23 protein-coding genes and 1 riboswitch are annotated in these 24,328 nt (G+C 59.4%); of the genes, 6 read left to right on the top strand and 17 right to left on the bottom strand.

Annotated features, from left to right (window positions below):
- Window positions 1-83 precede the first annotated feature (83 nt).
- Complete coding sequence (locus IP91_RS00940) at window positions 84-2,300, bottom strand: S8 family peptidase (protein ID WP_145646855.1); 2,217 nt, start codon at window positions 2,298-2,300, stop codon at window positions 84-86.
- A 6-nt stretch (window positions 2,301-2,306) separates the two neighbouring features.
- Window positions 2,307-3,392, bottom strand: coding sequence for an AAA family ATPase (locus tag IP91_RS00935; protein ID WP_145646853.1), 1,086 nt, complete (start codon window positions 3,390-3,392; stop codon window positions 2,307-2,309).
- A gap of 277 nt (window positions 3,393-3,669) precedes the next feature.
- Here IP91_RS00935 and IP91_RS00930 point away from each other — a divergent pair, with 277 nt between their 5' ends.
- The 3 genes from IP91_RS00930 (at window position 3,670) to IP91_RS00920 (ending at window position 7,550) form a co-directional block, all read left to right on the top strand.
- Complete coding sequence (locus IP91_RS00930) at window positions 3,670-4,266, top strand: SLATT domain-containing protein (protein WP_145646851.1); 597 nt, start codon at window positions 3,670-3,672, stop codon at window positions 4,264-4,266.
- Between the two features lie 12 nt (window positions 4,267-4,278).
- The gene (locus tag IP91_RS00925) at window positions 4,279-5,577 is read left to right on the top strand and encodes a nucleotide-binding domain-containing protein (protein ID WP_145646849.1); all 1,299 of its coding nucleotides are present in this window, start codon (window positions 4,279-4,281) and stop codon (window positions 5,575-5,577) included.
- 257 nt (window positions 5,578-5,834) lie between these two features.
- Window positions 5,835-7,550 (top strand): hypothetical protein, encoded by a 1,716-nt coding sequence (locus IP91_RS00920; RefSeq protein ID WP_145646847.1) that lies wholly within the window; start codon window positions 5,835-5,837, stop codon window positions 7,548-7,550.
- Between the two features lie 15 nt (window positions 7,551-7,565).
- On the opposite strand, the gene IP91_RS00915 is transcribed toward IP91_RS00920, so the two are convergent.
- From IP91_RS00915 to IP91_RS00890, 6 genes are all read right to left on the bottom strand, one after another.
- Window positions 7,566-7,853, bottom strand: a complete 288-nt coding sequence (locus IP91_RS00915) for a hypothetical protein (protein WP_145646845.1) — start codon at window positions 7,851-7,853, stop codon at window positions 7,566-7,568.
- A 299-nt stretch (window positions 7,854-8,152) separates the two neighbouring features.
- Window positions 8,153-8,740 carry a hypothetical protein gene (locus IP91_RS00910; RefSeq protein ID WP_145646843.1) on the bottom strand — a complete coding sequence of 196 codons (588 nt, stop codon included), beginning with the start codon at window positions 8,738-8,740 and terminating at the stop codon, window positions 8,153-8,155.
- 744 nt (window positions 8,741-9,484) lie between these two features.
- A complete protein-coding gene (locus tag IP91_RS00905; protein WP_145646841.1) occupies window positions 9,485-10,435 on the bottom strand; it encodes a LysR family transcriptional regulator in 951 nt (316 codons plus the stop codon).
- Between the two features lie 76 nt (window positions 10,436-10,511).
- Window positions 10,512-11,156: a SorB family sulfite dehydrogenase c-type cytochrome subunit gene (sorB, locus tag IP91_RS00900; RefSeq protein WP_145646839.1), complete on the bottom strand. Its 645-nt coding sequence runs from the start codon at window positions 11,154-11,156 to the stop codon at window positions 10,512-10,514.
- A gap of 10 nt (window positions 11,157-11,166) precedes the next feature.
- Window positions 11,167-12,453: a SorA family sulfite dehydrogenase catalytic subunit gene (sorA, locus tag IP91_RS00895; protein ID WP_141839169.1), complete on the bottom strand. Its 1,287-nt coding sequence runs from the start codon at window positions 12,451-12,453 to the stop codon at window positions 11,167-11,169.
- Window positions 12,454-12,616: 163 nt separating this feature from the next.
- Window positions 12,617-13,597, bottom strand: coding sequence for a malate dehydrogenase (locus IP91_RS00890; RefSeq protein ID WP_141839167.1), 981 nt, complete (start codon window positions 13,595-13,597; stop codon window positions 12,617-12,619).
- 202 nt (window positions 13,598-13,799) lie between these two features.
- Between IP91_RS00890 and IP91_RS00885 the strand changes: the two genes are divergently transcribed.
- Window positions 13,800-14,960 carry a TDT family transporter gene (locus tag IP91_RS00885; protein WP_145646837.1) on the top strand — a complete coding sequence of 387 codons (1,161 nt, stop codon included), beginning with the start codon at window positions 13,800-13,802 and terminating at the stop codon, window positions 14,958-14,960.
- Window positions 14,961-14,962: 2 nt separating this feature from the next.
- Here the strand turns inward: IP91_RS00885 and IP91_RS00880 are convergent, their stop codons facing one another.
- The 3 genes from IP91_RS00880 to IP91_RS00870 all read right to left on the bottom strand — a co-directional run bounded on the left by IP91_RS00880 (window position 14,963) and on the right by IP91_RS00870 (window position 17,448).
- Window positions 14,963-15,589, bottom strand: a complete 627-nt coding sequence (locus tag IP91_RS00880) for a uracil-DNA glycosylase (protein ID WP_141839164.1) — start codon at window positions 15,587-15,589, stop codon at window positions 14,963-14,965.
- Window positions 15,590-15,605: 16 nt separating this feature from the next.
- The gene (locus IP91_RS00875; protein WP_229473719.1) at window positions 15,606-16,331 is read right to left on the bottom strand and encodes a substrate-binding domain-containing protein; all 726 of its coding nucleotides are present in this window, start codon (window positions 16,329-16,331) and stop codon (window positions 15,606-15,608) included.
- 106 nt (window positions 16,332-16,437) lie between these two features.
- A complete protein-coding gene (locus IP91_RS00870) occupies window positions 16,438-17,448 on the bottom strand; it encodes a YeiH family protein (RefSeq protein WP_141839160.1) in 1,011 nt (336 codons plus the stop codon).
- Between the two features lie 102 nt (window positions 17,449-17,550).
- On the opposite strand from IP91_RS00870, the gene IP91_RS00865 reads away from it, so the two are divergent.
- Window positions 17,551-18,447 carry a LysR family transcriptional regulator gene (locus IP91_RS00865; protein ID WP_141839158.1) on the top strand — a complete coding sequence of 299 codons (897 nt, stop codon included), beginning with the start codon at window positions 17,551-17,553 and terminating at the stop codon, window positions 18,445-18,447.
- Here IP91_RS00865 and IP91_RS00860 read toward each other — a convergent pair.
- Window positions 18,444-19,235, bottom strand: coding sequence for an ABC transporter permease (locus IP91_RS00860; RefSeq protein WP_141839156.1), 792 nt, complete (start codon window positions 19,233-19,235; stop codon window positions 18,444-18,446). The two genes, IP91_RS00865 and IP91_RS00860, sit on opposite strands and share 4 nt — an antisense overlap.
- Window positions 19,232-19,873: an ABC transporter ATP-binding protein gene (locus IP91_RS00855; protein ID WP_229217788.1), complete on the bottom strand. Its 642-nt coding sequence runs from the start codon at window positions 19,871-19,873 to the stop codon at window positions 19,232-19,234. The genes IP91_RS00860 and IP91_RS00855 overlap by 4 nt, the downstream gene beginning before the upstream one ends.
- Before the next feature lie 71 nt (window positions 19,874-19,944).
- Between IP91_RS00855 and crcB the strand changes: the two genes are divergently transcribed.
- The gene (gene crcB / locus IP91_RS00850) at window positions 19,945-20,331 is read left to right on the top strand and encodes a fluoride efflux transporter CrcB (protein WP_141839154.1); all 387 of its coding nucleotides are present in this window, start codon (window positions 19,945-19,947) and stop codon (window positions 20,329-20,331) included.
- On the opposite strand, the gene IP91_RS00845 is transcribed toward crcB, so the two are convergent.
- The 4 genes from IP91_RS00845 to eno all read right to left on the bottom strand — a co-directional run bounded on the left by IP91_RS00845 (window position 20,328) and on the right by eno (window position 24,214).
- A complete protein-coding gene (locus tag IP91_RS00845; RefSeq protein ID WP_141839152.1) occupies window positions 20,328-20,702 on the bottom strand; it encodes a DUF190 domain-containing protein in 375 nt (124 codons plus the stop codon). The genes crcB and IP91_RS00845 overlap by 4 nt on opposite strands.
- Before the next feature lie 8 nt (window positions 20,703-20,710).
- Window positions 20,711-22,027, bottom strand: coding sequence for a voltage-gated chloride channel family protein (locus tag IP91_RS00840; RefSeq protein ID WP_141839151.1), 1,317 nt, complete (start codon window positions 22,025-22,027; stop codon window positions 20,711-20,713).
- A gap of 59 nt (window positions 22,028-22,086) precedes the next feature.
- Window positions 22,087-22,152: riboswitch (Fluoride riboswitch) on the bottom strand.
- A gap of 128 nt (window positions 22,153-22,280) precedes the next feature.
- Complete coding sequence (locus IP91_RS00835) at window positions 22,281-22,907, bottom strand: histidine phosphatase family protein (RefSeq protein WP_141839150.1); 627 nt, start codon at window positions 22,905-22,907, stop codon at window positions 22,281-22,283.
- 20 nt (window positions 22,908-22,927) lie between these two features.
- Window positions 22,928-24,214, bottom strand: a complete 1,287-nt coding sequence (gene eno / locus IP91_RS00830) for a phosphopyruvate hydratase (RefSeq protein WP_141839149.1) — start codon at window positions 24,212-24,214, stop codon at window positions 22,928-22,930.
- Between the last annotated feature and the right edge of the window lie 114 nt (window positions 24,215-24,328).

Raw genomic sequence — 24,328 nt, 5'->3', positions numbered from 1 at the left:
ATAAACGAAAGCCTATTATAGGAGTATCTCATCCTAGCTATGCAACGCTCGATTTTAGCGTCGCATAACAGCGACCTGGGCGCTTACGGCCGGCCTGTAGCGGTTTTGATCCGCACTTCCTGACGAATCTCGACGGGCTGCAATGTTTGGTAGCGCTGTCGGATGTTGTTATACACGCCAGGGGTATCCTCCGCAGAAACCGTGACGATCATTGCGTATGGCAGAGGCGGCAATGACTTGTTGTCAACGCTCTGGCCGTCTTCACGTGCGCCGTACGTGATGTCGAAAATCGGGTCATCCAGCGTGTCCACATTGAAGCGGTGTTCGTGCTTGAGCGTCGTTTCCCATTTTTGGTCGTCGGTTCGCGCTTCAAGCTCGCTCGTGTACATTTTCGATGAAGAGAAAAATGTCATCGTGTCTTTTTTCGTTTTCTTCGGCCGCAACACGACGGTCAGCCCAGCACGTGTGTAGTTCACGGCATGCTCGGGGTCCGTATGGCTGGCGAAGCACAAGGTCGCTCGCAGTGTCACCTTGCCCTTTAGCGGAAGCGTGGGGAAGGGGATCAGCGCACGCAGGTTCTGACCGGCCTGGAGCGTACCTTGGTAAATCACTCGGACCTCGTTATCGTCACAAGTCAGCACCTCTTCAACACTTTGCGGAAACCGTCCATGTCCCACGTGACTCATCAGCATGTGTTTCGGTCGCGACGCGTGATGGGACATGAGAGCGCGAACAGCCAGGAGGCTTAATGGTGAATTGAGCGAGACTTTGACGCCGATCGCCGTGCGAAGAGTCGCTGGCGAACTAAAGCTGGTACCGGTTGTGTACGCATACTGCCCGGCAAGAGCGTTATAGAAAACGAATGGCTCGGCATCGGATCCGCCAAAGCCGACACCGTCGGGCTTGACCATGCCTGGACTACGTCCAGGACCGTGCGAACTATACGTCGCACGGGACCACGCGGCATCAGTAATATCGCAGGCCCCAACGGCAAGCGCGTTGACCATATCGGATGGTGGCTGTACCCGGCTGTCGGGCCAAACCTTATCGCCATCATTTCCGACTGCGACTGTAGCGAGCGTTTCACCTGACGCAAGATGGCTGTCGATCAGCGCGGTCCATGGGTGCACTTCATCGTCATCCATCGGCATATACGGGCCGATGCTAAGGTTGAGGAAGTCTGGCTTCTCATTCTTGAGTACGTTATCGATATGCTTGAGGACATCGTAGAGATCGGCGTCGGGCACACCCGATGGCGCCTGCAAGGCTGGGCTAATGCAGCGGTAGTGATGCACGTTGGCATAGGGACGCGCGAATTCATTTGCAGCTTCGTCAATTGGTCCGAACAGCACTGAGCTGGTAACGGCGTTGCCGTGGTTGAGGTAGGCGGCAGAAGTTACCTCAGCCCCAGGCAGAATCGTCTCCTTAACCCATGGACTCAAATCAGAGTGGCCAATCCCTCCGTCGAACACTGCAACCTTGAGTGAGGGGTCAATCGCGGGCATAGTCGGTAGGCTAGGTACCATGACACTCGACCCACGCATTTCCCTGCCACCTATCCGTAAGGAGGGCATGACGCGAACCGCGCGAACAAAGTGAAAGGCTGCGAGCTCAACCGCAGCTGCCGCCGGCACGCGCACCGGTATGAACGTCAATCCCGACACGACCAGCGCGCGGCTGGTTTCGACGACTCCGCCAAGGGACTCCGCGTAGACCTCAAATGCCTTCACAATGTCGCTGTCTTCTGCTGAGGCGTGCAGCACAACTTCAAGTAAAGGCAAATTGGCCGCGACCGCGCCGGTCAGGTTCTTGTCGTGAGCGGTAAATCGCTGCATCAGCTCAAAGCGGCAGAACGCCTTCTGATGTGTTTGTGCGGTTCGCGACGATTGCAGCATCTCAGATAATCTTTCGAAGGAGCGGTCGGTGCCCGCAACATAGAGCGTCGCGGTGAAAAGCTCTTCACCAGCTTTCTGTCGAACACTCGTGACCTTCCTGGGCACGACAGTGGCCGAGCGGCTGCCGACACATCGCAGGCCAGTCGCGTTAAGCAGGTCGTTTGGGTGATGGGACTTGGCCAGGAACGCTGGATGGAGCGTGAACTTGGCAACGGATTCACCTCTGGGCTTGAGGACAGCTGGCTGTTCGGCCTGCGCCCGAATGATCCCGTAAAGCTGGCTACCGAGCCATTGGCGTTGCTCTGAGATGAAATACGGATACTTCTTGTCGCCTGAGCCTCGCTTGAGCTCGTAAGGATGCGTCAGGGTTTCACCGTAGCCCAAGATGATATTCGTTGCTGCCATACGTTTTTACTCTCCGAGATAACGTTTGATGACGCGGCTGACCGTGGGATGCGTCTTGCCAAGGGTTGCGGCGATCTCCCTACGTGATTGACCCGCCAGGTACATGAGAAGCATTTCTCCCTCATGTGGCTTAGACATGGCCCCCTTGCTCATACGTAATCGCACCGCGCCTTTGACTAGCGTAGGCACAAGGTCGGACTTCTCAAGCAAAGCGATCTTTCGTGAAGCGTGCATAAGCTGGCCAATCGTGCTGAACGATTCACCCTGGAGGAGGGCCGCCATATTCTGCCGAACCTCGCTATCCATTGGTATATCGCTTAAATAGTCTTCAATCAGGTCGGCCGATGGAGGTTCGAACTGGATTACATGGTCGAACCGTCTCCAAACCGCAGGATCGAGTAGTTCGCCATGATTGGTTGCGGCAATCAATAGCGAGTTAGCTGGCCAGTCGTCCAGGGCCTGCAGCAAGACATTTACCAATCGCTTAAGCTCGCCGACATCGCTATCGTCGTCCCGGCGCTTCGCGATGGCATCGAATTCGTCCAGTAGCAACACGCACGGTCGCGACACAGCGTGATCGAACACAGCCCGCACATTGTTGCCTGTCTTACCGAGGTAGCTGCTCATTACAGTCGCCAGGTTCAATGTAAGTAGTGGCAGCTTGAGTTCCTGGGCAAGCCAGTAGGCCGCTAGCGTCTTGCCAACGCCCGGCTGGCCGCAGAACAGCAGCATTCGCGCGGGCGCCAAGCCTTCTTGAATCAAGAGGTCGAGGCTGCGCCACTCCCTTAGCACGTCTTCAAGAACACCCTGGACTGCCTCATTGAAAACAGGTTTCTTTGGAACGACCACCGGGAAGACGGTCTCGACAAGTTCCATGCGCGAGTCTGCGTCGACTGGCGCCGGCACGAAGTCCCCAGCGCCACGCATGACGTTTTCAGTAGAGAGAAATTGTGCGATTTCCTGGGCCAACTGCAGGTCCAGGTCTTTGAGCTTTGTTGCAAACCGGCCGACGGCGAGCGCGAAGGCGCTACGCGAGCCCGTCATCCCCGACTGGACAACCTTGACTAGCTCTTTTCTCGGGAAATTTTCCACGTACGTCCTTAAAAATCAACAGGTTGGAGAAGCTGGTAAAAATTCATGAATGGATTCTACCTGATTCTTTCCAGATGAGCTATACTTTGTTTGTGAGCGGAAAGATGACCGGCTTCTTGACGAAAGAAGCCCTTGTGCCGGCATCAACGTCGAGTTGCTTGGCTTAAACCCAAGTAAATTAACGAGGCTGACTTCCAGGCTGACGCTTAGTAATTGGATTTTGCCCAGTTGCCTAAGACTAGACCATCACACCTTTTGCAATCGACGCGGGAAAAATATGGTAAGCCAACAAGAACTACTGAAACAAATTGCGGAAACCGGCTATAACGTCGGGTATGGAGCTAAAAAACATTTCGCGACCGCCGAATTTGTTGACAAATTGCCTGGTTGGATCGGATTCATATCTCTAGCGGTAGGTGTTATGGCGCTGGTGTTTCCGATGCTGAGCGAAAAAGTTCCGTCCGCCATGCTTATCATTTTTTCGGTCGCGAGCCTGTACATGGGGTTTTATGACAAAAACGTGTACATGAAAGCTGGGGAAAAATTGACCCAATCTTTCCAAGATTTGCGGTCGTTATATTCACGTGTCAAATCGATGCCTCCTGGCTCTGACTTCAACGCGGTTGAGTTGGAATACGACCGCATCAGGTCGGAAGCAAATGGCGCTGGAATCTCCCGCCAGATTTTCTTAAGCGATACCGCAGCCCACTACAAGTTTTTTTGGCAGCAGCAGATCGGCTGGATTGAGGAGCAGATAACCTTTCGTTTTTGGCGCGACAAGATACCGTTGTCAACCCTTGTAGCCTGTGGAGCATTGCTGATCACTGTCCTCGCTGTCGGCATGTACTTTCTCATCAACACGACCCATCGCTGATCGGAGCTTTTTGTGAGCGTTGCATTATTTGAACAGTTTAGGAAAAACTTAGCAGTAAAGAATGCAGAAGAGATTTCTAGTCGATACTTGTCAATCACAAAACGTCTTAATAAGGACTATTGGGACACTGAATCAGACTATCAACATTGTTTGCAGGTGGGTTCCTACGGCCGACGTACGGCAATCCATGGCGTGAGCGATCTCGACATGGCGTTTGAGTTGCCATGGAGCGTTCATGACCGGATATGCAAGCTGCAGGGAAACCGTCAAAAGAAGTTGTTGGAGGAGGTTCGCGACAAGCTAAAAGTACTCTATCCGAATACCCCAATCCGCGCGGATGGTCAGGTGGTTACCGTGGACTTCAAGAACTACCGGGTAGAAGTGCTGCCGGCCTTTGTTGAGGAGGACGGGCGTTACAAGTACCCAGATGCCAACGACGACGGCTGCTGGAAGTGGTGCCACCCGCGGGACGAGATCGATGCGGTTCAAAAAGTGCACGATCGGTCGAACCGGAATCTGAAGCGGGTCTGTAAAATGGTACGCGCGTGGAAAAATAAGCACGGTGCCGCCATGAGCGGTATGCTCATAGATACACTTTGTTATAACTTTTTCTACGATAACGAAGGATATGACAACAAGAGTTACGCAAGTTATCCACTTTTGATCAAGGATGTCTTCACGTACTTAAGCGAACAGCCTGACCAGGTGTATTGGAAAGCCCCTGGGAGCGACGATCGAGTTTATTCCACCGGACGCTTCCAAGCCAAGGCTAAAAAGGCGGAAAAAAAGGCGCAGGAAGCCCTTGACGCAGAAGAGGAAAAGGACAAGCAGAAGATCTGGAAGAAGATCTTTGGACGACACTTCCCGGCAAGTGCCGCAGCCAGTGCATCGGCTTCAGTTGTGAAAGCAGCAGCCGTCAGGTCGACCGAGGAATTTATTGAGGACAAGTACCCTGTCGATATTCGTTATGAGGTCAGTATTGAATGCGACGTTCTTTACCGAGGCGCACGCGAGCATGTGTACAGGTTTATGGAGGCAACTTTCCCTTGGCTGCAGCTCGATAGGAAATTGACGTTCAGGGTCGTCGAATGTAACGTTCCCCGTCCTTACGACATCCTTTGGAAGGTCCGAAATCGTGGGCCGTTTGCGGAAGCAAGGGGTATTCGAGGCCAACTGCTGAACGATAACGGTTCAGAGCGGCGAACGGAAACAACATCCTTCCCTGGTCGTCACTACGTCGAATGCTATGTGATCAAGAGCGGGGTCTGCGTAGCTCGCGATCGTTTATTGGTTCCGATTTCGGAAACGTGATTAAGGAGTCATCGCAATAGAACAGGCTGGCGCGACTGTGGGTGGCTATCCCATATTGTCGCGTCAGTCGCTTAAGTCCATAGTCTTACAGAGGGCGAAGACCCTTGCAGGGAAATGGCTCTTGGTTTCTGTTATGAATCCTCGCGCCGATTCACGCTGGCGCCGTTTTCCTATTTTCGCGTCTTGGTCTATAGTTGAGTCTTCGCCAACACGATTCCGTTAGGCACGGATTGTGGGATGGCTACAATGGAGACGTAATGACCTTGATCGAACTTATCCGGCACCTCATGCCGGACGGGACCGATGCATATGCCTCGAGCGGAGAACCGTCGGCAACGGCGGAGACAGCTCCAATAACTTACCAGAGATGTCCGACTTGGCCAGTCGACCTATTTGCCGTCATCGGCACGATCATTGAGCGGTCAGGATGCTATACGCTGGCGGGACCTGTTCGTGATGAGCTTCCAAACCATGCAACGTATCTCGCCACGGTGGCCGAATGTGCGCGTACTTGGAACTCTGACATCAGTCAGGTACCAGCTCTTGTAGAAGACCTCTGGCAAGTGGTTACAGATGGCTGTGCGAAGATGCAGATCAGCGAGGTCCGCGCGAATCCTGCTTTAGTCAAAATTCTTGTTGCTCTGTTTGCGATCGCAGATGAGGCTTGCGCTGGTATGGGCTGGGATGTTGACCCAAACGAGGCCTCGGCGCGGAAGTTTTCGTCTGTCGCATTTGCTGCGTTGACCAAGTCTGGAAGTGCAATAAATCTGCCGCACGAGCCGGTTTCTCTGTGTGTTATGGTGCCCCCAGATCGGGCAGTAGTACTGCCAAAATCGATCACGTCGTCGGTGGGCTGCACCATTCGTTCCCTCAGCCATTATCTTGCGCTACTGCCACCCAGTACGGTACTCGAGCCGCAATGGTTTTTGTCGAGCAAGGGCAAGACGCAAGACGATCAGGACGCGTCGACATCGAATACCCTGCGCTTGCTGCTCGTACCTTTCCCGTTTGAGGTTCACGCGAACAGTTTCAAACTCAGCTTTCCTCGTACTGCGCTTGGAAGCAATCACGTTCCCGCATATTTTGAACTTGAGCAACGATGGCTGGACACGAAGGACGGCCCTCTGACTGGTCAACGCCTGGCAGATGAGTTGATCATTCCATTGATCAAAACTGCTGCAGAGGCTACAGGACAAGTGCCGAACGGGATTATCTTGCCTGAATGCGCACTCACGTCGGAGCTCGCCGGCGGCCTTGTAAATGCGCTGGTTGGCTCAGGAATCGAATTTTTGATTACCGGGGTGCTTGACACGAAGGATGGCAAGCATCTGAACCGGGCATTGACCTTTGCTATCCAGAGAGATGGCGTGGTTGCGATGGCCGAACAAAACAAGCACCATCGGTGGCGGCTCGACCGTGGGCAAACCGAACGCTACTCCCTTCACTTCGACGACAGCCTTAATAACAAATGGTGGGAAGACATTGACGTCAGCCAACGAAAGCTTCCGTTTTTTGGTCTGCGTAAGGACATGTCGTTAGCGACTCTCATTTGCGAGGACTTGGCACGTACCGATCCGGCCATGACGGCGATCCGGGCAGTAGGTCCAAACCTAGTAGTAGCATTGCTCATGGACGGCCCGCAGCTAGCTGTCCGCTGGCCAGGACGGTACGCTACGGTACTCGCTGAGGATCCGGGTTCGGCGGTGCTGTCCTTCACCTGCGCGGCCATGGTAGACCGGTCCAACCTGCTAGAGGCACGCCCTACGAGAGCTGTCGGTCTCTGGCGGGATGGTACGAACAAAATGCAGGAAATTTTGTTGCCGGAAGACGCGCTGGGCATGGTGTTGACCTTGCAATCGAAGGCAAAGCACCAAAATACACTGGACAACCGCTCCGACAATTCTTTGTCTCGGCAGTTGACGTTGCGCGCAGTTGAGCCACTCTTCCTTGCAGGCCAACCCGATTGGATATAGACTGGACTTACTATGTCAAGCCAACACGTTCATTTCAAGGTAGGTAGCCGCAAAGCGTTCGCCGAGGAGTCTCCGGTTGTCGATGCTGCCGAGCGTGCTGCCGTGGAAGTTGCTGAAAAGCGTGGCAATAGCGCTGATGGAGCTCTGTTTAAGGTAATCATTCGTGGCTCTGGGTCTGTGACAGTTCCGGCTCAAGCGGTAGACATTATTCGTGACGCGTTCGATAAATTCAATGCTGCCAATGTTGGCGGCGGCACAGGGCATGTACAGAGTGTTGCTGCAGAAGCCGCGGGCCATGGTCATACCCAAGCTCTGCGACGGTCAGGAACGGACGAGGCGAACAGGAAACTTGTCGAGTCTTTGCGCCGATTGGGATTTCAAACGTGAGTTAGAAAATGAAAACGGCCTGAGTGGCCGTTTTTTGTACTTCTCAGCGCTGTTTTAAGCCCAGCTTCAATGCGTACTTCGAAGCCAAGAATTTGGAGGCATAGCATGCGAAGTCGTATCTCGTACCCTTGCCAAGGCTGAGATGCAGGACACCTTGCGGACTGGAGATCGTACAAAGCTAAGCCCACTCGCACCCCAGATGATAGCAATCTAGGCTACAAAGTAGACAGAGCCGCTACAATGGCCATACAACTTTTCACTAGCATTACTACCACTGAACTATACATTAAGCAAACAAGCATCAATGTTAACTCAAAGTAGGCAAATGTTGCGAACGAATTTGCTTTATATGGCCTTTTGATGAAGATGTTCTTGAGTCCCTCTTTTGGCAGATAAAAAATCATCTGTTCAATACCGAGTTGCCGAATTACCCTGATCACGGCAATCGGAGCGCAGGCAATGGAGGTGCCAAGAAATAGACATGCAGACAGCAAGTTTCGGTTTCGGCTAACCGCAGGTAATACGTCATCGGCGAAAACTTTCAAGCATGCGATCAACGCCGTTTGAGCGAAATAGGCAATACCGATGAATGCTACACCCCAGCTACCGAGAGAGATCAGGACCCGGACATTAGCTTTACGTAGGCGCGGGCTGAGTTTGCTGTAGGAGCGTTGTGTTTCAGTTGCAATCGCCACAACGATTGCAGTCGCCACTGAGAGCACCCAGTCCACATAAATGTTCCCAGTTTTTACGACCAGAACCGTCATTAGAAGAGCCATCACCAGACCGATCGCACGGCTCAAGTACTTCCACCCGAGCTTATTGTCTTCAGGAAAATTTTGCCAGAATGACTCGGTAATTCCGTGACATTTTTTAATGATAATCACCTTTAGATAGCATGGTTGCCGCATGGTAACTATGTTTAGTATAACTGCTTTTGACCAGGTAAGTTCGATTTCGCCCACTGGACAGTGGGGTGCAGATTGTAGGAATGAGTAGCCAGCGCTGCGGCAAACGGGATTTTCTTCCCATCAGGAATAGCCACGCGAGTGTTCAGTCTTGGGCTATCGACGTGACCGGCGCCTACCGCCACTTAGGTAGGGTGAGTAGTGTGATGAAGCCCCTTATGGTCGCGGCATGACCTTGCTAATAAAGGAGGGGACCACGCCTAACAACTCGAACTTAGTAGAACGCCCACAACGCAAATATTTCTACCAGACTATCTTTGATGGCGCTAAGGTGAGCAATGAGCGGGCGGCACGCTGAGGCCACAACGTTGAGCGGTCACGGATGCGGTCGTCTAGGCGCTACCGGTTCACTTTTGACATTATGGGAATAATGTCTGATCTTCATTAATGCCTCTTCCGTTCCGTCCTTAGACACTGGATTCGCCTTAGACGACTATACCTCGAGCCGGCCTGGACATTCCAGCATCAATGGAGCAGGACTAATTGATGCCATGCTTGCTCATGCAATCCTGATCAACCGCCCGTCCGGGGCCGTGCTGGATAAGTCATCCTCTTTTCGGTCTGGCTCGTGGCGCAGCATCAACCAAATTCATGCGCGTGGTCCTCAAGCTTGCGCCGCACCCGCCTGCTTGCCGTCGTGCGGCACAAAGCCAGGAAGCCCAGGAGTCTGGTCGACAGCACCTTGTTCCTGTGGTGAATGATGAAGAAGTTGCGCTTGAGGGCGGGCAGCGAGGTCCGTACCACTACCAGCCGACCGCTCGCGACGAAATCCTCGACCACGAGCCGGGACAGGCAGGCCAGCCCCAGTCCATGCGCGGCCGCATGCTTGATCGCCTCCGCGTTGCTGAATTCGCCTGCCGAGCGCAAGCTGTGCAGGTGAGGGACGAGCGCCTGCTCGACCGCCTCACGGGTTCCCGAACCGGGTTCGCGTAGTAGCCAGCCGGCGTTGCGTAAGGCCTGCAAGGACACGGTCCCGTCGCTGGCGGCACCGTCGGTAAGCAGCGGGTGGCCGGGGGCGGCAACCACCACAAGGTCGTCTGCTATCCACGGTTCGACCTGTAGCTGCAGGTCATGACATGGCCCCTCCACCAAGCCTAGATCCAGCTCGAAATTCGCGACCGCCGTTGCGATGTCGGACGTATTTGCAATGGTGACGCGAGGCGGGCCCTGGGGCGACGCGGCGAATGCCTCCGCCAGTATCGCCGGCAACAGGTAGATGCCGATCGTCGTGCTGGCTCCGAGATGCAGGCCGAGGCCTGTCAAGCTGTTCTGCTCGGCGAACTGGCGTTCGATCGTCGTCGCTGCGTCCAGCATCTGGCGCGCCTGGGGCAGCAACAGGCGGCCGTTGTCGTTGATGAGCAGGCGCTTGCCGACCCGGTCGAACAGCTGGACGTCGAGCATCGCCTCGAGCTCGTTGAGGGCTGCACTGGTCGCGGATTGCGACAAGGCCACCTGGTGAGACGCTGCCGTGGTGCTGCCCGATCCAGCGATGGCGAGGAAGATCTGAAGCTGGCGAAGGGAGAGGCGCATCGTTGGCGGGCGTCGAGTTGTGCTGACGCCCAATTATATTGAAACCACGCCGCTTGCCAAAACGCTGCGCATTTCCCTATTGCTTCAGAACGAAATCGGCCAGCGCACGCAATTCCTCGGGCTTGAGCTGGGGGAAGGGCGGCATCGCAGCCTGTCCCCATTTGTCCGAACTGCCGCCATGGATGCTTTTTTCAAGGAGGGCTTGCGCCCCGGGATTGCCGCGGTATTTTGCGGCCACCTCATGGTAAGCCGGTCCGACGATCTTCTTGTCGATTGCATGGCAGGCCAGACAGTTGTTGGAAGCGAGCAGCGCTTGTACGTCGAGCCCCTTTCCCGCCGCCGGCTTCGTAGCGCCCGATGCCCACGCGAGCCTGAGTTCTGCCGGCAAATCGGCTTCCTTCGCGCTGCCATAGGTCACCGCGAGATAGGCGCCGATGACCTTGACGTCGTCATCGGTGAGCGGGGCGCCATACATGTGCTGCATCTTGCCGACTTCGCCGGTCCATTGGACTAGGGTCATGCCTGGCGGCTGGTACTTGATGTAATCGGCGGAATGACAGGTAGCGCATTTCTGCGTGGCGATGACATAGCCGGGCAGGCGCGACGACTTGAGCTGCGCTGTCTCGGCAGGAAGCTTGAGTGTATGAACTTCGGCGTACGCCGGCGCGGCCATGCCTGCAACGAGCAGGAAAACAGGCAAGAAGGATTCGATTCGTTTCATGGGCGCCTCCTCAGGCGATGGTCACGGGGTAGGATTCGATCACATGGCGGCGATAGCCCCCCGGGTTCCAGGTCGGGTCCGCCGGCTGCACTTCGCCGGCACGGTTGGTGGCCCTTACCATCAGGACAGTCTGGCCGCGTGCGGCGAAGCTTACCGGCAGGCGCCACTCGCGGAACGAATAACGCCCGAGGTCGGCGCCGAGTTCCGCCGCCCGCCAGGTCTTGCCGCCATCGATCGAAACATCCACGGCCTTGATGCCCGCGCCGCCGTCGAAAGCGATACCCTTGAGCTGGACCGTACGGCCGGCGGGCAGCACGCCGCCGCTGGTGACGCTGGTGATAAAACTGCGCACCGGCAGGGTCGAGATCGGCCTGGTCCTGGACGGCGTGGTGCCGGGTGCCACGCACAGGCAGTCATTGTCTGGCACGCGATAGGCCGTCGTCATGAACAAGGCATCGTGGCCTTCGAAAGGCTTGTCGAGCACCTCGATTTCGGACAAGTGCTTGACCCAGTAAGTGCCGAAATAGCCGGGAACGATCAGCTTCAGAGGATAGCCGTTCAGGTAAGGGATGTCCTGGCCGTTCATGCTCCAGGCCAGGAGTACGTCGTGGCCAAGCGCGTGTTCGATGTCCAGCGTTTTCCTGAAATCGGAGGTCGACGGCAGCACAGGCTGGTCCAGGCCGTTGAACATCACCTGTCGTGCATTGGCGCCGACGCCGGCCTTTTCCAGCACTGTCTTGAGCGGCACCCCGACCCAGCGCGCATTGCCCATGGCGCCGTTTGCCAACTGGGCACCGAAGACGCGCGGCGACGAGAACCCGCGGCTGTTGCCGGAGCACTGGTTGACAGCCACGACTTCGACAGGCTCTCCCAGCGCCTTGAGTTCGGAAAGCGACAAGCTCAGGCTGCGCTTTACCGCACCCTTGACCTCGAGCCGGTAGGTCTCAGGATCGATCGACATCGGCAGGTTCGCCAGATGGTAGCGCACGAAGAACGCGTCATTGGGCGTGATCGCCCCGTTGTTGAAGACCTCGAACGGTGTTTCGAGGTGCGGCGGACGGGTCGTGACGCGGATCAAGGGACGCTTTTGCGGATAACTGACCAGTTCGCGCGGGCCATCGGCAAACGAGACCCCGTCGTCCTTGGCGATGGCGGCAAGGCTGGCGCCCGGGGCGGCGGCCAACCCAGCGGCAATGAAACCAGTGTGCCGAATGAAACGGCGGCGTCCCTCGAAAGGGCGCGCGCTATCGTGGGGACCTGCAGGTTTGGCGGTGTCGTCGCCTGATCTTCTTGTCATGGCTGTTGTCTCCTGTGATTGACCGGGCGCCGGGTTCCCGGCGTGATGGTCAGCCTAATATACGTCGCATTATTATTTCTACAAAATTGCTGGATAAATTAAAAGTCGGAATTCAACCTGATATTTTGGTAAATTCCGTACCGAGGATGACAATTTACGGAGGTCAGTCCAGCAGATGCCGAATGGCGTCGCGCTCCTGCACCAATTCATCGACTGCCGCCTGCAGTTTTTCGCGCGCGAAGGTATTGATGTCCAGGCCACGGATCCGATTTGCCTGGCGCCCGTCGCAGACGACCGGCACGCCGAAGAAGATGCCTTCCGGGATGCCATACCCGCCGTCCGACGGCAGCGCCATCGAGACCCAGCGCCCGCCGCTGCCCCTCACCCAATCGCGTACGTGGTCGATCGCGGCATTGGCCGCCGATGCAGCGGACGACTGGCCGCGTGCTTCGATGATGGCTGTGCCGCGCTGGGCCACCGTCGGGATGAACACTTCTCGGTTCCAGCGCTCGTCGCGCAGCGCGAACGAGGCAGATTGGCCATCGACGAGGGCGAAGCGGTAATCGGCATACATGGTGGGCGAGTGGTTGCCCCAGACTATCAATTGCGAAATACTGTCGACACTCTTGTCCAGATGTAGCGCCAGCATGGCCTGGGCGCGGTTGTGGTCAAGCCGGATCATCGCGCTGAAGCAGGATGGATCGAGGTCCGGCGCCGCGTGCATGGCGATCAGTGCATTCGTGTTGGCAGGATTGCCGACGACAAGTACCTTGACTTCACGCTTGGCGACCGCGTTCAGGGCGCGTCCCTGCTTGGCGAAGATCCCTGCATTGGCGGCAAGCAAATCCTTGCGTTCCATACCTTTGCTGCGCGGCTGTGCGCCGACAAGAATGGCGATGTCGGCGTCGCGGAAGGCGACTTCCGGATTGTCGGTCACCAGGACTTCCTGCAGCAGTGGAAACGCGCAGTCTTGCAACTCCATGTCGATACCACGCATGGCGCCCAGGGCATGTGGCAGGTCGAGCAACTGGAGAATGACAGGCTGATCGGGGCCGAGCAGGTCACCGTTGGCGATACGGAAAAGCAAGGCATAGCCGATCTGGCCTGCGGCGCCGGTAACTGCAATGCGAGTCGGGGTTTTCATGTGCGCTCCAATAGTGTTGAGTGAAAGTTACAACTTCAGTGTATTGAGCCGGGAACTAGCTGTAAAACGAATAAAATGAGTATTATCAAGCTAAATATCAGCTTGATTTTCTTGCTGTCCGTCGTGTTTCATGAATTAGGCATTTCGATTTAAGCTACGGTTGCCAGCGCATGCTGCGCGCTATATTCAAAATTGGAGAGCCATGTCTTTCAGCGAAATCATCGCCACCTCGTCGGGTCTCAAGCCTTTAAGGCAATTGAGCAGTCCGATTGAAGCAATCAGGCAATTCACACCGAATTGGTTCGCCGTGACGATGGGTACCGGTATTCTCGCGCTCGCGCTCGCACAATTCCCTTATGCCGTTTTCGGGCTGCATCAGCTTGCCGAAGGCCTTTGGCTGCTCAACATCCTGCTGTTCGTCGTGTTCGCCGCGATGTACGGCGCGCGCTGGCTGTTGTTCTTCGACGAGGCAAAGCAAGTCTTCGGGCACGCGACGGTATCGATGTTCTTCGGCACCATCCCGATGGGTCTGGCGACGATCATCAACGGTTTCCTGGGGTTCGGCGTGGCGCGCTGGGGGCAGGCCGCGGTCGCGGTAGCGCAATGCCTGTGGTGGATCGACGTCGCCATGGCGCTGGCCTGCGGCGTACTGATTCCGTACCTGATGTTCACCCGCCAGCAACACAGCATCGACCAGATGACTGCGGTGTGGCTGCTGCCCGTGGTCGCAGCCGAAGTGGCGGCCGCCAGCGCAGGCCTGCTCGTGCCGCACCTGCAGGACAGCGCGGCGCGCTTCACGGTGCTCCTTACGGGTTATGTGCTCTGGGCTTATTCGGTGCCCGTTGCACTCAGCATCCTCGCGATCCTGCTGCTGCGCATGGCGCTGCACAAGCTGCCGCACGAAAGCATGGCGGCATCGAGCTGGCTGGCCCTGGGCCCGGTGGGTACAGGCTCCCTAGGCATGCTGGTGCTCGGTGCGGATGCGCCTGCGACGTTCGCCCTGTTCGGCATGGAAGAGGTCGGCCGGGTCGCATACGGCCTGGGGGTCGTGAGCGCACTGCTCCTGTGGGGGCTGGGCCTGTGGTGGATGCTGCTCGCGACACTGATCACCTGCCGCTATTTCCGGAGCGCGGTACCCTTCAACCTTGGCTGGTGGGGGTATACATTTCCGCTCGGCGTATTTGCCGTGACCACGCTGCGGCTTGCCAATGTATTCGATTCGCTGTTCTTCGACATCGCCGGCGCGCTGCTCGTAGCGGTGCTGGCCATGCTGTGGCTGGTGGTCGCGTGGCGCACGGCGAATGGCGCCTACCAGGGCAAGCTGTTCGTCTCGCCTTGTATTGCTTCGCTGCAGCGCCCGTGAGCTTAGGTGGTACGGCGCCAGGCGCCGGCAACCCCGCGCGCCTGCGCCAGCGTGTCCACGATCTGCCGCGCTACGTGAGGGCCGGCGCAGACAGCGAGCGGACTCGGATGTGGCATCGACAGCACCTGGATATCGGGCCGGCTGGCGCGGATGGACGCTTCGGCGCGCCTGGCCGTGCGTCCCGCGCACACCACGACGCGCAGCTCCGGCAAGAATCCGAGGACGTCGTCGAGCAGCGCGATGCCGGCGCGGATGTCGCCGGCGCGCAGCTGCATCGGTGGGCCATCGACCGGCGGCAGCCAGGGAACCGTGTTCCAGATCACCGTCTCTTCGCGCGCCACGCAGGCCTGCGCCAGGAAGAGCTTGAGGTTGCGCTGCGCCGGACCGGGATTGTCGCGCGACACGAAACGCGGCCGCATCGCCTGGCGCGCCGGCGCTTCCAGCAGGACCAGGATGCGGGCGAAGGTGCCGCCATCGCGCGGATCGAACCACGGCATCTCGCGCATGCCGCCGGCGTGGCTTTCGACCCAGCGGTTGAGCGCAGCCACTGGCGCGGTATGGCGTTCGCGGTAGCGGCGCGTAACTTCCTCCGGGTCGTCGAGATTGCGTTCCTGCGCTTGCCCGGTCATGGCAGGACGCGCGCCGTCATTTTTGCCATCCCCATTTGGTGAAAATCGCGCTGCCCTGCGGCGACTGCAGGAAATCGACGAACTGCTTCGCAGCCGGGTTGCCGCTGCCGTGCTCGGTCAGGGCGACGCCGGCATCGCGGTAGATCGCGTAATCCGGTTCGATCGACACGACGTCGGCGAGTTTGGGGTTGGAGACCTGCCAGATGTTCCAGATCAGCCATGCATCGATGTCGCTGCGGCTGGTCCAGGTGTCGCGCGCGATCGCGCTGTTGGCAGCATAGCTGGCGATGTTCGTGCGGATCTTGCGCACTGTATCGAGATTGCCTTTCCTACCCGCCATGTCCTCCCAAACGCCATTCTGGCCAGCCCCGTTGACGACCAGGATGCGCACGCCGGGTTTGACGAGGTCGGCGACGCCATGGATATGCTTCGGGTTGCCCGGACGAACCAGGATCGACAGCGGACGCAGGTAGAGCGGCGTGATGCTGGCTTCCTGGATGCGGCCGCCCATCGCAACGGTGAAGTCCGTCATCATGGTTTCCGAGCCGCTGTAGATCACGTCGGCATCCTGCTTCGCGCGTTCGATCCAGCCCGGTGTCGGGCCCGCCGTCACTGTCACCTTGATGCCGTGCTCCTGCTCGAAGGCGGCAGCCGCTTCCTTCATCGCCGGCGCGGGACCGCCGGGGCCGTACACCAGTACCGGCTGTGCGGCACAGGCGATGCCTGTCATGAGCGCGAACATCGCGCCTGCAGCGAGTCGGCGAGCGGTGTTATGACAGAGATATGATTTCATTGGATTTTTCCTTTTTTAGTTGGCATAAATATAAGTCGGGAAGAGGGCGCTGTGCCTATACACCCAGCAACTTGATCAGAGCAAAGCTGACCACGCCCAATCCTGCGAGTGAGCCGATTACCACCGAGGCCACCTTGGCGCCGGCACGCAGTACGGCGCGGGCATCGACGCCCAGTCCGAGGGCCGCCATCGACATGATGGTCAGGAAGTTCGCCGCGTCGTGGGCAGGCGCCAGTGCAGCCTGCGGAATCCAGCCCATCGAACGCAGCACCAGAAGCAGCAGGAAACCGACGATGAACCACGGCACGAGGTGCGACAGCGCAGGGCGTGCCCGGCCGCTACCGCGTCCGAACATCGACAAGACCAGCACGACCGGACCCAGCATCAACACGCGCACCAGTTTCACCAGGGTGCCGATGTGGACGCTCGCGGCCGATACCGATGCGGTCGCCGCCAGCACTTGCGGCACCGCATAGACGGTCAAGCCGGCGAACACGCCATACTGCACCGGGGTGAACGACAGCAGTCCTACCAGCAGCGGCAGGCCCAATACGACGCCCACGCCAAGCACGGCGGTGAAGGCGATCGAGGCGGCGACGTCCTTGCCGTCGGCATCGATCACCGGCGCCACTGCAGCGATCGCGGAATTGCCGCAAATCGAATTGCCGCATGCGATGAGGATCGCCATCTTCTGCGGCAGGCCCGCGCTGCGCCCAATGAAATAGCTGAACACGATCGCAACCACGACCACCGCCGCGATACCGCCGATGAGGCCGAGGCCGTTGGCCAGCAGCGCACCGGCACTGACCGAAGCGCCCAGCAGCACGACCGCGATCTCGAGCAGCAGTTTGGCGCCGACATGGATGCCTGGATCGAAGCGCGGGTCGAGGCGGTGCAGGGTGCGGATACCGGTGCCGATGAGAATGGCCAGCACCAGGCTTTCGAGCCAAGCGCGGCCGAACACGTGGGTTTCGGCCACTTCGAGCAGATAGGCAGCTGCCGTCACCGCAGCACAAAGCAACAGGCCGGGAACGGCGGCGGACAAATTGTTCACTTGATTCTTCATTATTTTTCTCATATTCATATACGTCGATGTAATAAGTATCGCTGTACTGAATTGTTTGGTCTATTTTAAAATTACGAACATATCTTTCTAAAATATTGAACGATGACATTGGATCAGTTGCGTATATTCGTCGAGGTCGCCGAACGCCAGCACCTTACCCAGGCCGCCGCCGTTCTCTTCCTGACCCCTTCGGCGGTCAGCACTTCCATCAAGTCGCTGGAAGAGCGATACGGAACGGCGCTGTTTCACCGTGTCGGCCGGCGCATCGAAATCAGCGACGCGGGACGAATTTTTCTCGTCGAAGCACGCCGCGCGCTCGCGAGCGCCCAGGCAGCCGAGGCGGCGCTGGCCGATTTGGGCGAGCTCAGACGCGGGTCGCTAACGATCCACGCCAGCCAGACCATCGCCAGCTATTGGCTGCCGGCCTTGCTGGTACGCTTCCGCCAAGCATGGCCGGGAATCGATTTGCACATGGAAGCGGGCAATACCGAGAGCGTCGCCGAGGCCGTGCTGCAAGGCGGCGCCGATCTCGGTTTTGTGGAGGGAAACATAGAACCGACCGGCCTGGAGGAGGAGACTGTCGGCGAAGACAATATGGTGGTTGTGGTTGCGTCCGATCATCCCTGGGCCGACGGCAGGACGCTGACGGCCAGAGAACTGGAAGCTGGACAATGGATTTTGCGTGAAGCCGGTTCGGGCACGCGGTCCGCTTTGGAGACCGGACTCGCCGCGCTCGACGTGGCGGTCGTCAATCTGCAGATCGCACTCGAACTTCCCTCAAATGAGGCGGTGCGCAGTGCGGTCATGGCGGGACCGTTTGCCACCGCGATGTCGGAACTGGTCGTGGCGCCGCATGTGCAGGCCGGCTTGCTGGCACGGGCGCACTGCGCGCTCCCGGCGCGCAGCTTCTCGATGCTGCGCCACGCCCAGCGGCATCGCAGCCGCGCCGTCGCCGCCTTCGAAGACATGGTGCGGACCAGGAAGCGGCCGGATAACTAAGCCAAGAGGTCCAGCCGCAGCCTGTCGCGGTCGTCGCCAAGTGCGCGGCTGGCCAGCCAGACCACGCCGCCGGCGGCCAGTCCGCTGCTCCCGGCCAGCAGGAACAGCAACAGGATCTGGTATTCGACGGCGCCGAGCGGATCCATGCCGGCGAGGAGCTGGCCGGTCATGATGCCCGGCAGCGTGATGATACCCGCCGCGGACATCTGGTTGATGACCGGGATGAGGCCTTTACGCACCGCATCGCGCATCAGCGGCGCAAGCGCTGTGCGCAAGGATGCACCCAGGGCCAAACGGGCTTCGATCTGATTGCGCGACACAACCACGCCGCCGAGGAAAGCGTCGAGGGCCAGACTTGCCGAATTTAGCACGCTGCCCAGCACGATGCCCATCAACGGGATGGCATAGCGCGGGTCGTGCCAGGGCGTGGGGCGGATGGCCGTCATCAGGGCCAGCACCACCGTGGCCAGGCTCGACAGCGCTACCACTGCGCCCGCGATACGGTAGTTGCCCCAGCCGGCCAGGCGCTGCGTCGGCCTCGTTGCGACTTCGCGCGCGGCAGCGGCGATCATGAGGCAGGCGATGGCCAGCGTCAGCGCCGGCGCGTCGGAACGGAATACGATGCGCAGCACGAGGCCGACGAGCAGCAACTGCAGCACCATCCTCAGACTGGCGACAAGCAAGGGCCGATGCAGGCGCAGGCCGAAGGCGATCGAAACCGCCGCATCGAATACGACCAGACTGGCCGCGAGCGCCATGTCCGACGCCGACAGTGCAATCTGGCTCATGCCACCTCGAGCCGGCCGCTCGCCATACGCAGGCACCGCTGCCCGAGGCGCTCGGCCTGTTCTTCTGAATGCGTCACGACCAACACCGACGTGCCTCGTTCGAGTTCCGAACGCAGTAGGGCTTCGAGAGCTGCGGTCGAGGCGGCGTCGAGCGCCGAAGCGGGCTCGTCTAGCAGGAGGACACGGGGCCGGCAAGCCAGGGAACGGATGAGCGCGAGGCGCTGGCGTTCGCCGGTCGACAGCAGCTCCAGGTCGGTATCAAGCGCAGCGGCCCGCAGTTTCAGCGCATCGGCCAGTGCCTGCGCCCGCTTCTGCTCCGATGCCGGAAGGTGCGCGCGCGCGGTCGCGTCCCACCAGGCCGGCTCGGCTGCTTGATAGACTACCATCGAACGCCATGCCGGCGCCGTCCAGCTTGCGCGCTGTGCGCCGTCCAGCAGCACCGTGCCCTCGTTGGGAATCAGGTCCGCGATCATGCGCAGCAACACGCTCTTGCCGGAACCGGATTCACCGACGATGGCGATGCATTCGCCTCGCCCCAGGTCCAGGTCGACCGGGCCGGCATGTGCCGAGCATAGCGCACGCAGTGCAAGACGAACGGATGGATCGAAACGAGCAAGGGAATGGAAAGACATGGGCATGGAGTATAGCCGGGTGCGGCTGCCCATAGTGCCGTGTTAAGGTGGCAAGGTACATTACAAATGGGACATCGATGGAGTTTTCTTCCGTATTCGCAGTCGCCACCGGCGCTGCGCTGGGAGCGCTCGTGCGCTGGTGGACGAGCGTGGCTTTGAATTCGCTGTTTCCGGAGATTCCACCCGGTACTCTGCTTGTCAATCTGGTGGGCGCATACATCATCGGGGTGGCGATACCTTGGCTAACCGAAACGCCGTCGCTCGCGCCCGAGATCCGGTTGTTCGTCGTCACCGGCTTCCTTGGCGGCTTGACGACCATGTCGAGTTTCGCCGGCGAGGCGGTGATCCTGCTGCGCGCCGGCCGCTTGGCCATGGCAGCCGGTGCAGTGCTGCTGCACGTTGCCGGTTCGCTTGTCATGTGCACGCTCGGCATGGGGACGGCCGCATTACTGATGCGCCGCTAACCGGCGCTTGCGTGCGTCGCCTTGCCCTCGGTTGCGAGCGGCAGCTCGCATCGCAACAGCACGGCCTGCACCGCGTGCAGTTGCGCATGGTGTTCGAAAAGGAACGCGCGAAGCGCTTCTTCCGTATCGACCAGTTCGACGCATTGCGGGTGGCGCCCTGCCGTTCCTTCCACGTGGGCGTGGGATGGCTTCTCACCCGGCAGGTAGCCGCTGCCGACATGGAACAGCAACGCCTGGCGGATGCCGGCGCGGCGTGCCTGCGTCAGCAGTTGGTGGGCGAGCTGCGGGGGACTGAGATGGTGCCACAGACGGGTGGCGCGGGCACGGGCCGACATCGGGATGTACAGGCGCAGGACGGCAAAATCGTTCATCGTGTGGCTCACTGTTCAGGACGCTGCGCTGCCGGCCTCGCGCGTTCGCGCGCACGGTAGGCATGGAGTTCGGACAGACGCAGGTCCTCGGGAAGCGCGCGCCGGTGCTTGGCCCGGCCGATGCGCTGGGCGCGGTAGATGCCGGTGTGCCCCGAGAACAGGTAGCTGACGACGCAGGCGAGCGCTGCGTACGGCGCGATCTCGCCGCCGAACAGTTCGATGGCCATGACGGTAGACGCCAGCGGCACGTTGGCGGCGCCGGCGAACACGGCGACGAAGCCGAGCGCGGCCAGTAGCGGGAAAGGCAGGTGCAGCAACGGCGCCAGGGCGTTGCCGAGCGTGGCGCCGATATAGAACAGCGGCGTCACTTCGCCGCCTTTGAAGCCACTGCCGAGTGAGACGACGGTAAACGCCAGTTTGCCGATCGAGTCTTCGAATCCCAGCGGCTGCTGGAACGCCTGGACGATGACCGGAATGCCGAGACCGATATAGCGCTGTGTCCCGCTCAGCCAGACCGCCAGGGCGACGATTGCGCCGCCCAGCAGGGGGCGTGCCGGACCGTACGGCACATGGCGCTTGGCCGTGTCGCTCAACGTGTGCGTCAGCGTCGCGAAGAGCATGCCTGCCATGCCGAACGCGATGCCGGCGACGACGACCGCAACCAGGCCGGTCGTACCGACAGCCGGTACCGCGCCGAGCACATAATGCGTGTGGTGGATACCCCACCATAGTCCCACGCGGTCGGCGACGATGGCGGCGACGATGCAGGGCAGGATCGCGTCGTAGCGCATGCGGCCGATCGCCAGTACTTCCAGGCCGAAGATCGCGCCCGCCACGGGCGTGCCGAACACGGATGAGAAGCCGGCGCTCATGCCGGCCATGACGAGTACCCGGCGTGTATCGCGGTCCAGACGCAACATGTGGGCGATTTGGTCGGCCAGCGTGGCGCCCATCTGCACCGCCGTGCCTTCGCGACCTACCGATGCGCCGAACAGGTGCGACAGCACGGTACCGCCAAGGACCAGCGGCGCCATCCGCAGCGGGATCGTTTTCTTCGGGTCGTGGATCTCGTCGATGATCAGGTTGTTGCCGGCCTCGACATCCTTTCCGAGGCGATGATAGATCCACCCCACGGCGAACCCGGCCAGGGGGAGCAGCCAGATGATCTGCGGTGACGCGACACGGATTTGGGTGACGCGCTCGAGTGCAAACAGGAAGAATGCGGACGCGGAGCCGGCGAGTGCGGCCGCGATGACGGAAAGCAGCAGCCACTTCGCCATGTAATGCAAAAGCTCGACTTGTTCGGGTGTGTGATCAGGTTTCATCGGTCCAGTGAGTGAGCCCAGCTGGTCCGGATCGAGGCATGCGCCTACCTTCCCGGCCGGGAAAGGTAGGCATCATCAGCTCGGGATTGAGCGGTTACGGGAGGAATGCCATCTCCAATTAAAGTCAATCATAGCAAGGTTTGCTTGTTCCGCCAAATCATCGCGCGGCGTCCTGAGCGCAGGCGACGCCGAATTCGACCTTTTAACCTGCTGTAAAAACTTCGATCCACTCGTCTTCCCGCCATTTCCTTGTTTAAACGCCAATCAGGTGACCGGTTTCGTTAATGCGTTGGATGACGAACGAATCGTCCTCGAACGTGCATTCATTCACGCAGCAAGGCGTCTGCCGGAGTTGCCAATAATGACTGAGAGAAAGCCCAAGGCAATGCAACAACAGCACACGGTTGACGCTGTCGTGCCCGACCAGGACGACGGTCTGGCCGGCGTGTTTCAAAAGCACGAAATGGAGGACACTCATGACGCGTACCAACACCTGTGCGAGCGTCTCGCCGCCGGGTATCAAGGCCATGTCGGGTTTCGAAAACCACATCCGTGCCGGCCCGGGCCACAAGGACTCGACACGATCGTGCGTCAAACCTTGCCACTGGCCGTAGTCGATGTCGGCGAGCTCGCCGAGAACGCTTGCAGGCGCGCCGGTTGCGCGCTCGATCGCCGTGCCCGTATCGATGCAACGGGATAAATTGCTGGTGTAAATGGCATCCGGCTGCCAGCCACGCGCCACGCGCCGTCCCAGCGCCTCCGCTTGGCGCCGTCCGAGTTCGGAGAGCGGGAATTCGGCGCATCCACGAAATCGCGGCGGATCGATGCCATCGACGTGGCCATGACGAACGACGACGATGCGTGTAACCAGGCGCGTCATCGGGCTAAGCTGTTTTCAACCTACCCGCGCACGAACGCATCGCGGCCAGCGTAAGAGGCATCTCGACCCATCGCTTCTTCGATGCGCATCAGCTGGTTGTATTTTTCCACGCGCTCGCCGCGCGCAGGTGCCCCGGTCTTGAGGTGTCCTGTACCGAATCCGACCGTCATATCGGCAATGAAGCTGTCGACCGTTTCGCCGCTGCGATGGGAGACCATGGCGCCCCAACCGGCACGGTAGGCCAGTTCGACTGCGGCGCGCGTTTCGGTGAGGGTGCCGATCTGGTTCGGTTTGATCAAAACGGCATTGGCGACGTCTTCCTGAATTCCGCGTTCGATGCGTTTGACGTTGGTCACGAACAGATCGTCGCCAACCAGTTCGACCTTTTTGCCCAGCCGTTTGTTCATCATGCGCCAGCCGGCCCAGTCGTCCTCCGCCAATCCGTCTTCCAACACGGCGATCGGATAGCGTTCGATCCATCCCTCGTACAGGTCGACCAGCCCGGCCGCATCGACCTTACGGCCCTCGCTGCGAAGGTGGTACAGGCCGTCCTCGTAAAAGCCGGACGACGCCGGATCGAGCGCCAGCACGATGTCGTCACCGGGTCGATAGCCTGCCTTTTCGATCGCTTCGAGGATTAATTCGACGGCCTCGGCGTTGCGCTTAAGGATAGGCGCGAAGCCGCCCTCATCCCCGACCGCCGTGTTGTAACCACGCTCCTTGAGGATGGTGCGCAGGCGATGGTAGATCTCGGCGCCGTAGCGTACGCCCTCGGCGAACGTGGGGGCGCCGACGGGGGCGATCATGAATTCCTGAAAATCGGTCGCTTGCCAATTGGCGTGTACCCCGCCGTTGAGGATGTTGAACATCGGTACCGGCATGCGTGGAGCGTGCGACGCGGACAGGGTACTGAACAAGGGCAAGCCCGCCGCCGCGGCGGCAGCGCGCGCCACAGCCAGACTCACGCCCAGAACGGCGTTCGCCCCCATCCTGCTTTTGTTCGGCGTACCGTCCAGCGCAATGAGAAGGGCATCGATGCCTTTCTGGTCGGTCGCGTCCTTGCCGGCAACGGCGGTGGCGATCTCGCCATTGACGTGGGCGACGGCATTCTTCACGCCCTTTCCGTCGTAGCGGCGCGGCTCGGCGTCACGCAGTTCGACGGCTTCATGAATGCCGGTCGAAGCGCCCGAAGGCACGGCGGCGCGACCGACGACGCCGCATACCAGGCGCACGTCGACTTCAACCGTCGGGTTGCCGCGCGAGTCGAGGATCTCGCGCGCATGGATGTCTTGAATGGCAGGATTCATAAGAATTTCCAGGGTGAAAGCCGGCATCGAACGCGTGCCCGGATAAGTTTCCGGTTACTCTATCCCAGTTCGTCCGGGGGTTGCGCGCGACCCGGCCGGGACGCAGCCGATCCG

The organism is Pseudoduganella lurida (assembly GCF_007830455.1).
GTDB lineage: Bacteria > Pseudomonadota > Gammaproteobacteria > Burkholderiales > Burkholderiaceae_D > Rugamonas > Rugamonas lurida.
The sequence above is the reverse complement of the archived record's forward strand: the minus strand, read 5'-3'. Positions and strand labels throughout refer to the sequence as shown.

What these genes read in the sequence shown, in the direction of transcription:
- IP91_RS00840 (WP_141839151.1), bottom strand. Translation starts at nt 22,027, where the DNA reads ATGAAACCTGATCACACACCCGAACAAGTCGAGCTTTTGCATTACATG.
- IP91_RS00890 (WP_141839167.1), bottom strand. Translation starts at nt 13,597, where the DNA reads ATGAAAACCCCGACTCGCATTGCAGTTACCGGCGCCGCAGGCCAGATC.
- IP91_RS00870 (WP_141839160.1), bottom strand. Translation starts at nt 17,448, where the DNA reads ATGAAGAATCAAGTGAACAATTTGTCCGCCGCCGTTCCCGGCCTGTTG.
- IP91_RS00865 (WP_141839158.1), top strand. Translation starts at nt 17,551, where the DNA reads ATGACATTGGATCAGTTGCGTATATTCGTCGAGGTCGCCGAACGCCAG.
- IP91_RS00860 (WP_141839156.1), bottom strand. Translation starts at nt 19,235, where the DNA reads ATGAGCCAGATTGCACTGTCGGCGTCGGACATGGCGCTCGCGGCCAGT.
- IP91_RS00885 (WP_145646837.1), top strand. Translation starts at nt 13,800, where the DNA reads ATGTCTTTCAGCGAAATCATCGCCACCTCGTCGGGTCTCAAGCCTTTA.
- IP91_RS00905 (WP_145646841.1), bottom strand. Translation starts at nt 10,435, where the DNA reads ATGCGCCTCTCCCTTCGCCAGCTTCAGATCTTCCTCGCCATCGCTGGA.
- IP91_RS00930 (WP_145646851.1), top strand. Translation starts at nt 3,670, where the DNA reads ATGGTAAGCCAACAAGAACTACTGAAACAAATTGCGGAAACCGGCTAT.
- IP91_RS00835 (WP_141839150.1), bottom strand. Translation starts at nt 22,907, where the DNA reads ATGACGCGCCTGGTTACACGCATCGTCGTCGTTCGTCATGGCCACGTC.
- eno (WP_141839149.1), bottom strand. Translation starts at nt 24,214, where the DNA reads ATGAATCCTGCCATTCAAGACATCCATGCGCGCGAGATCCTCGACTCG.
- crcB (WP_141839154.1), top strand. Translation starts at nt 19,945, where the DNA reads ATGGAGTTTTCTTCCGTATTCGCAGTCGCCACCGGCGCTGCGCTGGGA.
- IP91_RS00845 (WP_141839152.1), bottom strand. Translation starts at nt 20,702, where the DNA reads ATGAACGATTTTGCCGTCCTGCGCCTGTACATCCCGATGTCGGCCCGT.
- sorB (WP_145646839.1), bottom strand. Translation starts at nt 11,156, where the DNA reads ATGAAACGAATCGAATCCTTCTTGCCTGTTTTCCTGCTCGTTGCAGGC.
- IP91_RS00915 (WP_145646845.1), bottom strand. Translation starts at nt 7,853, where the DNA reads ATGACCATGGCCCGCGGCTTCTGCAGCAACACTCTGTACATGCCCTGT.
- IP91_RS00855 (WP_229217788.1), bottom strand. Translation starts at nt 19,873, where the DNA reads ATGCCCATGTCTTTCCATTCCCTTGCTCGTTTCGATCCATCCGTTCGT.
- sorA (WP_141839169.1), bottom strand. Translation starts at nt 12,453, where the DNA reads ATGACAAGAAGATCAGGCGACGACACCGCCAAACCTGCAGGTCCCCAC.
- IP91_RS00875 (WP_229473719.1), bottom strand. Translation starts at nt 16,331, where the DNA reads ATGTTCGCGCTCATGACAGGCATCGCCTGTGCCGCACAGCCGGTACTG.
- IP91_RS00920 (WP_145646847.1), top strand. Translation starts at nt 5,835, where the DNA reads ATGACCTTGATCGAACTTATCCGGCACCTCATGCCGGACGGGACCGAT.
- IP91_RS00880 (WP_141839164.1), bottom strand. Translation starts at nt 15,589, where the DNA reads ATGACCGGGCAAGCGCAGGAACGCAATCTCGACGACCCGGAGGAAGTT.
- IP91_RS00940 (WP_145646855.1), bottom strand. Translation starts at nt 2,300, where the DNA reads ATGGCAGCAACGAATATCATCTTGGGCTACGGTGAAACCCTGACGCAT.